This window comes from Gammaproteobacteria bacterium (genome assembly GCA_011682695.1).
Lineage (GTDB): Bacteria > Actinomycetota > Acidimicrobiia > Spongiisociales > UBA4744 > BMS3Bbin01.
In genome coordinates, this window is the sequence record JAACED010000012.1 from 95,708 (window position 1) to 107,796 (window position 12,089).

Consider the following 12,089-nt stretch of genomic DNA (forward strand, 5'->3'; position numbering starts at 1 on the left):
GTGCGTGAACGTAGTCGTCATCGGAGCGGGCCTCGGAGGGCTGAGCGCCGCTGCCCACCTGGCACGAGCAGGCCTCGGTGTGACCGTGCTCGAGCACCATTCCGTCCCTGGAGGCTACGCCCACGAATTCAAGCGGGATGACTTCCGCTTCGAGGTTGCCCTGCACGCCCTGGACGGCGCCGGTCCGGGAGGTTGGCTGTATCCCATCCTGGAGGAACTCGGAATCGATCTTCCGATGACGAGACTCGACCCTCTCTACCAGGCACACTATCCAGACATCCACATCACGGTACCGGCCGATCTGGCCGAGTACCAGGCGCAGCTCAGGTCTCTGTTCCCCGGCGAGCGTGAGGGAATCGATAGTCTGGTCGAGGCACTCAGACGGGTCTCCCACGACGTCGCCCGCTACACGCTCGACCGTCAGCATGGGGAGCGGCCGGCTCCCTTCGAGATGCTCGAACGCTATCCGGCCATGGCACGTGCCTTCTCCCAAACGTGGTCTGAGCTCCTCGAAGGCCATATCCGTGACGCACGGCTCACGACCATCTTCTCTACCCTGTGGGGGTATCTCGGTCTGCCGCCGAGCCGGGTGAGTGCCGGACTGTTTGCCCTCGCGTGGAACAGCTATCACGTCGGCGGAGGGTATTACCCGGTCGGCGGCAGTCAGGCGCTCAGTCGCGCCTTCGAAGATGTGATCACCAGACACGCGGGGGAGATCCTCTACCGCCAGACGGTGAACGGAATCGTCGTGCGAGACGGTACCGCCGTTGCCGTGACCACAGAGCGCGGGCTCACGGTGGACGCGGATGTCGTCATCTCGAACGCCAGTCCCGTCGATACGATGCGTTTCCTGGGCACGGATGTGCTTCCGGACGACTACGTCCAGGACCGACGCGCCGATGTGCCATCGTTGTCCACACTCGTCCTGTACCTGGGGCTCGACCGCGACATCCGTGCCGAGGGGTGGAACGCCCACGAGGCCTTCCTCTCGGAGACGTTCGACACCGACGCGGACTACGCCGCCGCGATGTCCGGGGATTTCTCAAAGGCATCCATGGTGATTGCGGACTACACGCACACCGATCCCGGCTGTGCGCCGGCAGGCAAGAGTGTCGTGGCGATGCTCACGTTGGCACCGTGGGAATATGCGGACACCTGGGGTACCGGTGGAGATCTGGTTGGATACCGACGGAACCCTCGGTACCGAGCATTGAAGCGCGCAGCAGCCGACATCCTGCTCGCGCGAGCCGAACGCCTCATCCCCGGCCTGCAGGACTCCATCGAGGTAATGGAGATAGCGACGCCGCTGACCAACCATCGCTACGGTCTGGCGACCCGAGGCTCCATCTACGGCCGTGAGCAGACGGTTGACAACCTGCTGGTACGCATTTCCCCGAAGACGCCGATCCCCAATGTGTTCCTGACCGGAGCCTGGATCAGTGGGGGAGGGATGAGCACGGCGATCGCTTCAGGGAGAACCGCAGCAGAGATCGTGGCGTCCCGGCTCCGGTGAAGCTCACGAGTCTGGAGAGTCGGTCAACTCGTCCTGCTCGCCCAGAAGCGGCACTCCAACCTCCCACCCAAGCTCCGATCGAATGCGAACTCGCAACGCCTCTGCAGCGTCCGGCTCGCCATGGGTGATGAAGGTCCGCTTCGGCGGACGTTCGAAGGTTCCGAGCCACTGCATGATCTCGTTTGCATCGGCATGGGCCGACAGGCCCCCGATGTGTTCCACATTGCAACGGACGGGTACCCATTCACCGTGAATCTTCACCTTGTCCTCGCCATTGAGAATCCGGCGTCCACGGGTTCCCGCGGCTTGATAGCCGACGAACACGAGCGTGTTTCGCTCGTCGGGAGCGATGAATCTGAGATGATGGAGAACCCGGCCGCCAGTGAGCATGCCTGAGGCCGAGACGATCACCCCAGGACCTTCCAGGTGGTTCAGCTCCTTCGACTCCTCCACAGACCGCACCAGGCGCACGTCACGCTCCAACTCCCGGAGCTGGCCAACGGTGAGCCGGTGGTCCTGCGGGTACTTGAGGTACAGATCGGTGGTCTTGACGGCCATGGGACTGTTGAGATACACCGGCATACTCGGGATCCGGCCCGCTTCCATGAGGGTGTAGATGGCGTAGAGCACGGCCTGTGCCCGTCCTACCGCGAACGAGGGAATGAGCACGACGCCCTTGCGTTCGGCCGTACTGTTGATGATCGTCTCGAGACGGGATGCTGCATCCTCGTGCTCGTGAATCCGGTCACCGTACGTGGATTCACACACCAGGTAGTCGGTGCTCAATCCTGTTCGTGGTGGGATCATGACCGGGTCGTCCGGCCTGCCGAGATCACCACTGAAGGTCAATGTCGTCTCACCAGACTCGATCTGAACCATGGATGCTCCGAGGATGTGTCCGTCTGGAAGGAAACGGAACGACAGGTTCTGGTCGATGCGGTGGCGTGTGTCGAAGTCGAGCGGTCGGAAGCTGTCGAGCGCAGCGAGAGCGTCGGCTTCGGTGTAGAGGGGGAGTGCGGGCTCGTGTTTCGAGAACTTCTTCTTGTTGGCGTACTCGGCGTCTTCCTCTTGGATGTGTCCGCTGTCGGGAAGGAGAATCGCGGCGAGATCGATGGTGGCCGGTGTGGCAAACACGGGGCCTGAGAAACCGTGCTTGATGAGAAGGGGGAGATAGCCACTGTGATCGAGATGCGCGTGCGTGAGCATGACTGCATCGAGCGACGCCGGGTCCAGGGGGAGGGGAGCCCAGTTGCGCTCACGCAGGTTCTTGTAGCCCTGGAACAAGCCACAGTCGACGAGAACTTGCCTGTTTCCCGCCGTGACGAGGTACTTGGAGCCGGTGACGGTGCCCGTGCCACCGAGGAACTCGATGTTCATGGTGCGGAGGCTAGTGTCACGGCGCGAGAACCTGTCCATGGTCGGTCGCGAGTCCCTGTCGACATCGAGACCTGTGTCCGCGGACCCCGAATGCACGCATGGCCCCCAACCTGCTCGGAGGCCACCCGGTGGGGGAGTGGTGGCAAAGCTCTGATGGCCTCTTGGCCGTCTTGTCCATGTCGCGGCACCTTGCTGCGGCCGAGGCAACCGGAGACGGCAACAATCGCTCCCCGGTGGTCCTCCGCCATGTCACGATCCGACCCTTCAGGCATCCACTTCGGAGTTGGCGGACACGAGCAAGATGACGGTGTCGCCCGGTGCAGCGTCGCGCAACGCCCGCGTGTTGCCACTCTCGCTGATGAGCACTTTCCCGTTGGGTTTGACCACGAACAGCACCGCAGCTGCCCGCTCGCCCAGTCCGGCGGCGCCCAGACCCTCAGGATCGGTATCGAGCTTGGTGCGGTGAATCTCCCCGCCGTTGTCGAGAAGATGGAGCAGCGCGTTGTAGCTCCAGTCCGGTCCGAAGAGGAGGCGGCCACCCAAGTCGGCCCGAGGATGTGAGTCGATCCCGGCGCCCCGACGCCGAGGCACCAGCTGGTATGTCTCGGCACCGCCAAAGGTGCCGGCGTAGCGGCCGGTGGCAAGGGTGTTGACATCGTCGTTCGGAGTCAGCGCCAGAAGCCGCCCGATGCCGGACAGATCGAGGTCGAGATCGACGTCGCGGGCGAGGATATCGCCGTAGTAGGTGCGCAGGCCGGCCATCCAGGCGTCGTCGTGGTCGGCGCGGTTGGTCGTGGCGAGCACGACGTCCACACCCGAGTTGGCCAGTGCGTCCGCGATTGCTCGCTCCACCGGGCCGGCGCCCAGGATCAGCGCACCCTCCTGGTGCCGATCCGCCAGTCCGAGTCGGCGGGCGAGCGGGCCCATGCCAAGCCCGTAGATGGTGACGGTCGCGACGATCACTGCAAAGACGAGCGGCGTGATCTCGTCGCCGCCGGGAATGCCCTCGCGTTGGAGCTCGAGCGCAAACACCGATGCGATGGAGGCAGCGACGATACCGCGAGGAGCTACCCCGGCGAGTAGTACTCGCTCCTGCCACGACAATCGCGACCGCCATGTCGCGACCGCCACTGCCACAGGTCGCGCAACGAGCACCAGAGTCAGCACCAGCGCGATCGCTGCAGGTAGGTCGACTTGGAGCTGCTCAGCCGAGAGGCGGGCGCTCAGAACGATGAACAGGACCCCTATCAGCAGCACTCTCAGCACTTCGGAGAACTGGACTATCTGTTCGGTGCGGATCGTTTTGTGGTTCGCGAGGACCAATCCGAGCACGGTCGTGGCGAGCAGGCCGGACTCGGCGGCGAACATGTCGGCGACGATGAAGGCCAGAAGAGCGACACTCACACCGAACAGCGACAGCAGATGCTCGGGAACCCAGTGGCGCCGAAGGGCAGCAATCGCACCGAGGGCAACGAGCCCTCCGACCGCGACTCCCGCAAACGTGAACTGGGCAACCTGGCTGATGACCTCGCCCGGCGTTGCGGCGACCCTGCCGACAAGGAACACCTCGAATGCCACCACGGCCACCAGCGCCCCGATCGGGTCGATGAAGATGCTCTCCCACTTGAGGATCGAACTGACCGAGCGCCGCGGCCGGACGTGGTTGAGAAGAGGCCCCACGACCGTTGGTCCCGAAACCACGAGAATCGACCCGAGCAGCACGGCCAGACCAGGCTTGAGATCGGTGAAGGCGAGGGCGGTCACCGCTCCAACCGCCCAGGTGACGAGCACCCCGACGGTTACCAGCAGCCACAGCACCTGTTGTTGACCGGCCATTTCCCTCATACGAAGGCTGAGGCCTCCCTCGAAGAGGATGAGACCGACTGCGATCGAGACCACCGGAGTGAGGAGGTCTCCCATCAGATCATCCGGATTGATCAGCCCAAATGCGGGGCCGATGAGGAATCCCGTCAGCAGCAGTGGAAGAATCGCCGGTACCTGGATACGTTCTCCCAGCCAAGTGACCGCAAACGCGAGAACGACTATGCCTCCCAACTGCACTATTGGATCCTCGAACACCAGCAGAGCCTTCCAGGGGACGCCTTGTGGATGGGGATTCTACGGTGCCCCAGGAGTTTGTACCCCAGATCCCACCGGACCCCCAAGGCAACATCCGGCCGGCCTTGTCGATCTCCTCGAGCCCCCGGGCCGACCGGTAGGGGGGCGCGCCTCGTCACGGCGGCACCCACATGCCCGATGCCCGTCCACGAAAGCGGAGCACATGCAGCCTCCACCCATCACTGCCACCGCGTTCGACCTGGCCGCCCGGACACCGGCAGTGGGGGCGAGCGCGAGATCGAGTCGGAGCCACTGTGCCTGCAACGCCCCATTCCTGGCCCGTTGGACAAATACGTCGCAACTCGACATAACGTGGATTATGGGCGTTCCGCCAATGCATCGGGTTTCACCGTCCAGACCCGCACCGTTGCCAGGCCTGGTCCGACCCAGACCTTCTCGCACCGCCGAGCCGACGGCTTGCCCACTGTCTTGACGTTCGCCGGCTGCAATCGACGCGCGGCCCCGTGTCCGTCCCCGCGTTGTTCGCAATCGCGCCCATGATCCCTCCGACGTGTCGTAACGACCTGTCACCACACGCCCCAGGCAGGCCTCGGCCGGCTCGGTGCCCCGTATCGCCATCGTCGGCCCGCAGTGTCCCATTCGGGCCCCCAAACGTCACGTGACGGATTGGTTTGTCGATGCGGCGCTCGGCGTTGCACAATGGTGGGAATGGAAGTGGCGCTTGCGGCGTTAGCTCCACAGAAGGGTACAATATACCCCCTCGGGGTATCATGATCACAGAACTTTTGGAGAGATAATGGCAACCGTCACACTGACCAAGGACAACTTCGAGGACACCGTCACGAACAATGATATGGTCCTCGTCGACTTCTGGGCCGAATGGTGCGGTCCCTGCAAGATGTTTGGACCCGTGTTCGAGAAGATGTCGGAGCAGTACCCCGACATCGTCTTCGGCAAGGTCGACACCGAGGCCCAGCAGGAACTGGCCGGCTACTTCAACATTCGCTCGATCCCGACTCTCATGGTCTTTCGTGAGAAGGTGATCCTGTTCTCGCAGGCGGGAGCGCTTCCGGAGCCGATGCTCGAGGACCTGATCACTCAGGTTCGCGACATCGACATGGAGGATGTCCACCGCAAGATCGAGGAAGAGTCCGCCCAAGCCGACGCCTAATCCAACACCGACCCCGCTACGCGCACCGCCGGCTCCCCGGCGGTGCCGCCTTATGGCGAATCGCCAAGTGCAGCTAGTGTCCTCGCGGGGCACGGATACTGGACCGGAGTTCCCCTGGCCGACCGGACAGTGCCGATGAGCTGGAGGTGACACAGTGGCTGGACGCGACCGCGCGATCATGCTGTTCACGACCAAATATGATGCCAAGCCAACGGGACTCGTACGCGTACCCGGCCGCGTCAACCTGATTGGCGAGCACACGGATTACAACGGTGGATACGTGCTCCCGATGGCCATTGAGAGAGCCATCTGGATAGCGTTTCGACCCCGTAGCGATCGGAAGGTTTTCCTCCGTTCCGAAGCCTTCGTCGATGAGGCACGGCTTGATCTCGACGAACTCACGCGCGGTGAGGGTTGGGCCGAGTACGCCAAAGGTGTGGCATGGGCCATGGAGAAGGCGGGCAACCGTCTCCAGGGCTGGGAAGGAGTCATCGCGAGCGATATCGCCATGGCCGCAGGTCTCTCCTCTTCGGCTGCCTTCGGCATCGCCATCGAAGTGGTCTTTGCCGAGGTCTCGGACCTCGGTTGGGATCCCGGTACGTTCGCACAGCTTCAGCAACACTCCGAGAACGAGTGGGTCGGGGTTCGCAGCGGCATCATGGATCCGCTCATCGTGACGGGTGCCCACAAGGGCCATGCGATGCTCATCGATTGTCTTTCTTTCAAAGGTGTCCACGTCCCGATTCCGCCCGAGGCGGCGATCGTCGTCATGGACACCGGAACCCGCAGAAACCTGATTGAGGCCGGGTACAACCGGCGACGATCTCAGTGTGAAGTCGCCGCGGCGAAGCTGGGCGTCACGACACTGCGAGACGTCACGATGGCCCGGCTCAACGCCCACAAGAACGACTTGGGAGAGTCTCTGTACGAATGTGCAAAACATGTTGTGACGGAGAACGAACGCACGCTCGCCGCGAAGGATGCACTGCTTCGGGGTGCCCTCGGAGAGTTTGGAAGCCTCATGAACGAAAGCCACACTTCACTGCGCGATTCCTTTGGAGTCTCCAGCCGCCCGCTCGATGCGATGGTGGAGGCTGCGCAGTCCACACCCGGGTGTTTTGGAGCCCGTCTCACAGGCGGTGGCTATGCCGGTGCTGCCATCGCCCTCGTCACACGCAAGTCGAGCGAGCGCTTCATTCACGCCGTAGAGGACGCGTTCCATGAGGCGACGGGCCTCCAGGGCCACTGCTACGTCGTCGAATCGGCGCATGGGGCAAGCTTCGAGCCCATTTGAGCGGCTTTGGGCTCCATCCAGAAGGCGGCGAGCGGTTCGGCAGCGCCGCGCAACCACTCGAAAGCCTCCCGATACGCATCACCGTCTACTCCAGCCGTCTCCAGATCACCTGCGACGTCCTCCAGAGCGGTCTCGAGACCGTACAAAAGCCCCTGAAGCTCCTCGAGGTCGCGGCGCGACACCAGAACTTCGTCCGCACCGAGACCATGTGCGTCCGCCAGTTTCCGCGCGATGTGCGCCTGCTGTCGACAACTCTGCTTGCAGTAGCGCCTCGGCCTTCCCGGGCCCGCGCGTCTGGGCAGCACTCCCCCACACCACCTGCACCGGTTCATACGTTTCGTCACGTGACGGATGCTACCGGGTATACGCATGCATGTCGTCGGTACCCGATGCGCGATGGCGATGATCATCCCTACCCCTCGCCCCATCGCTCACGCCCGTACAGGAGTTCACGAACATTCCCCAGGATCCTATGCGGCCGAGTCTCGTTCGGTTCCCTCCAGAAGGCGTCGAGCGACCTCGAGCGCAGTGGCCTCGTCGCTTGCCGCGTGCGCCACCGGACGTTCGATCCACCGAGCGATCTGTTCGGAACTCGGATGATCGTGAGCTGTGAGAGCAGCCGCCAGATCGTCGGTCCAGAACCATCGCATTGCGCACCTCCGTGGGATGAGTGAGGGGATGAGTGAGACGATCTCACGGTACCGCCCATGTCAAGAGTGCTGGACCTGGGAAAACACAGCCGTGCAGTTCCACCCGCGTATGTGCGCAGATCGACGCTCACGTAATGACGGCAGCTCCCGACCGACGAGGGTCCACGCCTGCTTCCATCGTGCCATCGGGATGGAGGGCAACGGCGCCCACACCCCCAAAGAACATGTCTTCACGATCGAAGGGCCTTGTTGGATACCCGGGAGATTCGACCGCCAGCCCCGGCTCATGGGCAACACGGGCCTCTCCGTCTGCGAACTCGACGTGAATCCGCGGATGTTCCACGGCATCCTGAAGGCTCATGCCGAGATGAGCGATGTTCAGAAATGCCTGAAGGATGGCCGTGGTGATTCGATCTGCGCCCGGTGACCCGATGACCACCACCGAACCCGAGCCGTCCCTGGCGACCGTCGGTGCCATGTTCGAAAGGAGGCGCTCTCCCGGCTCGAGCACGTGAAGGCCTCCAGGATTGAGTTCAGTCTCGCCGAGGGAGTTGTTCAGCCATATCCCGGTACCAGGGGCCATCACCCCTGAGCCGTAGCCGGCAGAGAACGTCGCGGCACACGCGAGCCCACTCTCATCGACGACGGAAGTGTGGATGGTCGATGGAGACGTTGCCAGCCAGGCGGCCCCTTCTTCGCCGATCATGTTCAGCAGGTGTTCGGCTTCGGCGGCCAGGTCCTCTGCCCCGTCGAGATGTCCCCGCCGATACTCGAAGACCGAGCGCTGAACCTTGATGAGACGGTCCAGCGCCTCCTTCGTCCAACCACCGACAGGCTCCTGATCCATCAGCGCGATCATCGCCGCCAGGGCCACGCCTCCGACCGCCGGCGGCGGATTCGAAGCGATGTCCCATCCGAGGATCTCGAGTCGAAGGGGATCGCGAAGGGTCGCTTCGTAGCCTGCAAGGTCCTGTTCCGTCAGCAGTCCACCGCCTGCATCCATGTCGGCGACGATCTTGCGCGCAAGAGAGCCTTTGTAGAAGACGTCTGCACCGAACTCCGCGATGGAGCGCAGACTCTCTGCGAGCCCTTCGACGTGCACGGTCGCGCCCACCTGCAGTACCCGGCCGCTCTTGTCGTGAAGTGCGGCGTAGCTGGGTTCATGCCACCCGAAGATGGTGTCGTGGCAGTGTTCGAGGTAGCGCGACGATGCAGCGGAGAGCGGGAATCCACGCTCGGCGAGATCGACCGACGGTTCGACCAGGAGACCCCAGGGCAGCCTTCCGAAGCGTGTGGAGGCGACTTGGCAGCCTGCAAGTGCGCCTGGAACGGCCACCGATCCGTGGCCGACCGTGGTGGTCATGCCGCCCCCGTACGCCATCCAGGCGTCGAAGATGCCCCCTCCGAGCCGGGAGGGATCCCGCCCCTTGCCCGGCATGCTGGCGTACCCGTCGACGGTGCAAGGAGGCTCGTCCGGCGGCCAAATGGTGAAGAAGCCACCGGCGCCCAAGGCAACGACGCCCGGCTCAGAGATCATGCCCACGAGTGACGCGGCAATCGCAGCATCCACGGCATTGCCCCCTTGCGCTGCGATCCGTTCGGCGGCGCCGGCTGCGTGTGTTGAGACTGCTGCAACAGCGATGCGGGTCATGAAGTCTTGAGCGTAACCGGAGCGTTCTCACAAGGAGTTCTCGGTGTCGGCATGTCATCCTGCTGCGTTTCTCGTCAGTTGCCTGCCGTGCTCTCCTCGTGGCTGCCACGGCGACGGTAGGCAGTGAAGAGGAGCCGCCGTCCATGCTCGCCGCCTCGGCAGACTTGAAGGCCTGCCGACGACGAGCAGCCGTCGGACGACATTCACGGAACGAGCGCTGTCTCATCAAGGCGGACGGTCACTTGGTCTGCGATGATCTCGAGACGGCTTCGCCGGCCCTGCACCCCGTCCCAGAATCGTCGTTGGATCGCTCCGACGACCCAGAGACGAGAACCGGCCGCAGGGGCGTCTTCGACCAATTCCTCCGGCGGATCCCACAACGTGACGGGCAGGACGTCGACGCGTCGTCGGGGCTGCTCGCTGCGAACCGTGAGGAGATAGCGAACCAGACGCGTCCCCGAATCGAAAGAGCGCACTTCGGGCGGGGCGGCCAGGCGGCCACAGAAAACTGCAAGATTGAGGTCCATGACGGTGCCTTTCCGGGGAAGGCGGGAGGTGATGGTCACCGTAGGGCCGGGGTGTGACATTTCTGGTCGACGAACGACGTAAAGTGTCCCCATGACTGACATACGTGCCGTTGAAATCGGTGACCACGTCTACGCAATCGACGCTTGGATGGAAGGCCGGTCCGAGCGTCTCGCCTGCTATCTCTTCGACACTCCTGAGCGAGTGCTCGTCGAAGTTGGCCCCTCTGCAACACTCGGGCATCTGATCGAAGCACTCGACGAGCTTGGGGTGGATGATCTGGCGGCATTCGTCGTCACTCATATCCATCTCGATCATGCGGGCGGGGCCGGGCAGATGGCGAAGCGATACCCCAATGCAAAGGTGGGAGTGCACTCTCGGGGAGCAAGGCATCTCGTACACCCGGAACGCCTGTGGACTTCGGCCATTCAGGTCTTCGGAGAAGAGTGGCTCACCTCCGAATGGGGTCCCATGGAGCCTGTGGATTCCGAACGCATAATGGTTCTCGACGAGGGAGACCGAGTTCCCCTGGGCAACGGAAGGTACCTCGACGTCATGTACACGCCAGGGCACGCGAAGCACCATGTCGTCTACCAGGATTCGGACGGCGGCGGCATGTTCGTCGGTGACGCCCTCGGGCTGTGCTATCCACACGGGCACTTCGTTCAACCCGTGACGCCGCCGCCGGATTTCGATCCCGACGCGCAGATCGCACAGATGAGGAGAATGGCGCAGCGTCGTCCGACTTTCCTCGGGTTTGCCCATTTCGGCCCGCGTTACGACATAGAAACCACACTCAACGAAGCTGAAGAACGCTTGCGCGAATGGGTGGAGGCGGTGTCGACATTCTCGGGAATGTCAGATGAGGCAGCGGGCGAAGCCCTCAGGGTGTGGACGGCAGAGAAATATCGTGCCTTTGGCTATCCGGAGGATGCGATCGCCTCGTACGCCGAGAAGACCAATTGGCCGATGCAGGCCGCCGGGATCAGGCGATGGCTAGCTGCACAGGAAGACTGAACTCGACGCGTTGGACGACGGGCGTCTCCGGACCGGCGACCACGTCGCTTCTGCTCGAGGTGTTGCCGTATACATAGATCGGCATTCCGAGCCTCAACCGTCCGAGCAGGTAGTTCATGTCCGGGATCCGAACGCGCACGCATCCGTGAGAAGCCGGGTAGGCAGGAACGCTCCCAGACCCGTGAATCGCGTACCCGCCCCGGAAGTAGTAGGGCTCATAGAGTCCTCCCAGATACGATATCCGCCATCCGTCGACATGGCGGTAGAACGAGAATGCCCCCTCGGGAGTACGCGCCTTCGAGACACTTCCACTTTGTCCGCGATACGTGCCTCCACTGCCCGATGAGATCGGCAGGATGCTTTCCACATTCTGGTTCTCGATCAGGAAGAGCACCTGACGCTCAAGATCGATTTCCACACGATTCGGCGCCGCTGCAGCGCCCACGACGATGGGCTCATCGAGAAGTTGCCAATCCCCCGATCGAAAGATTCCGTCGCGGGGGAGATCGTGCGCTTTCTGGAACGCGACCACGGCTGCGCCCAGGGCTTCTCCGAACCGGCCGTCGACCGGACCCGGTCGGAATCCGATCTCCGCGAGTCGCCGCTGGAGCTGCACCACACCGTAGCCGGTAGATCCCAAGCGAAGCTCCGATGGAGGGCTCCAACCCTCGCCGTAGCCGAAGACGTTGGGGTCATCGAACGATACGGCAGTTGCACGGCTCGAGAACGGCATCGCCGTCAGTAGAACCGCTCCCGCCGTTACGAGAAGAAGTCTGCGCAGCATCTGTATCCCTGACACAACAGTGGACATC

The 12,089-nt window shown here is 63.1% G+C and carries 11 protein-coding genes; 4 read left to right on the plus strand and 7 right to left on the minus strand.

Going from position 1 to position 12,089, the window contains the following annotated elements; all coding sequences use genetic code 11:
- The first annotated feature begins 4 nt into the window (after positions 1-4).
- A complete protein-coding gene (locus tag GWP04_03900) occupies positions 5-1,513 on the plus strand; it encodes an FAD-dependent oxidoreductase (GenBank protein NIA24692.1) in 1,509 nt (502 codons plus the stop codon).
- 3 nt (positions 1,514-1,516) lie between these two features.
- Here GWP04_03900 and GWP04_03905 read toward each other — a convergent pair whose 3' ends face one another.
- Both GWP04_03905 and GWP04_03910 read right to left on the minus strand, forming a co-directional pair.
- Positions 1,517-2,890 carry an MBL fold metallo-hydrolase gene (locus GWP04_03905; GenBank protein NIA24693.1) on the minus strand — a complete coding sequence of 458 codons (1,374 nt, stop codon included), beginning with the start codon at positions 2,888-2,890 and terminating at the stop codon, positions 1,517-1,519.
- Positions 2,891-3,154: 264 nt separating this feature from the next.
- Positions 3,155-4,945, minus strand: coding sequence for a hypothetical protein (locus tag GWP04_03910; GenBank protein ID NIA24694.1), 1,791 nt, complete (start codon positions 4,943-4,945; stop codon positions 3,155-3,157).
- Between the two features lie 820 nt (positions 4,946-5,765).
- Here GWP04_03910 and trxA point away from each other — a divergent pair.
- Together trxA and galK are read left to right on the plus strand one after the other, a co-directional pair.
- Positions 5,766-6,140 (plus strand): thioredoxin, encoded by a 375-nt coding sequence (gene trxA / locus GWP04_03915; GenBank protein ID NIA24695.1) that lies wholly within the window; start codon positions 5,766-5,768, stop codon positions 6,138-6,140.
- Between the two features lie 178 nt (positions 6,141-6,318).
- A complete protein-coding gene (gene galK, locus GWP04_03920) occupies positions 6,319-7,434 on the plus strand; it encodes a galactokinase (protein ID NIA24696.1) in 1,116 nt (371 codons plus the stop codon).
- On the opposite strand, the gene GWP04_03925 is transcribed toward galK, so the two are convergent.
- From GWP04_03925 to GWP04_03940, 4 genes are all read right to left on the minus strand, one after another.
- The gene (locus GWP04_03925; protein NIA24697.1) at positions 7,389-7,739 is read right to left on the minus strand and encodes a hypothetical protein; all 351 of its coding nucleotides are present in this window, start codon (positions 7,737-7,739) and stop codon (positions 7,389-7,391) included. The two genes, galK and GWP04_03925, sit on opposite strands and share 46 nt — an antisense overlap.
- Before the next feature lie 165 nt (positions 7,740-7,904).
- Entirely contained in the window at positions 7,905-8,084 is a 180-nt protein-coding gene (locus GWP04_03930; protein NIA24698.1) for a hypothetical protein, read from the minus strand.
- A gap of 127 nt (positions 8,085-8,211) precedes the next feature.
- Positions 8,212-9,735 (minus strand): gamma-glutamyltransferase, encoded by a 1,524-nt coding sequence (locus GWP04_03935; protein ID NIA24699.1) that lies wholly within the window; start codon positions 9,733-9,735, stop codon positions 8,212-8,214.
- Positions 9,736-9,938: 203 nt separating this feature from the next.
- Positions 9,939-10,262: a single-stranded DNA-binding protein gene (locus GWP04_03940; protein ID NIA24700.1), complete on the minus strand. Its 324-nt coding sequence runs from the start codon at positions 10,260-10,262 to the stop codon at positions 9,939-9,941.
- Positions 10,263-10,353: 91 nt separating this feature from the next.
- On the opposite strand from GWP04_03940, the gene GWP04_03945 reads away from it, so the two are divergent.
- On the plus strand, positions 10,354-11,277 hold the full coding sequence (locus GWP04_03945; GenBank protein NIA24701.1) for an MBL fold metallo-hydrolase: 924 nt from the start codon (positions 10,354-10,356) through the stop codon (positions 11,275-11,277).
- On the opposite strand, the gene GWP04_03950 is transcribed toward GWP04_03945, so the two are convergent.
- On the minus strand, positions 11,246-12,061 hold the full coding sequence (locus tag GWP04_03950) for a L,D-transpeptidase family protein (GenBank protein NIA24702.1): 816 nt from the start codon (positions 12,059-12,061) through the stop codon (positions 11,246-11,248). The two genes, GWP04_03945 and GWP04_03950, sit on opposite strands and share 32 nt — an antisense overlap.
- Between the last annotated feature and the right edge of the window lie 28 nt (positions 12,062-12,089).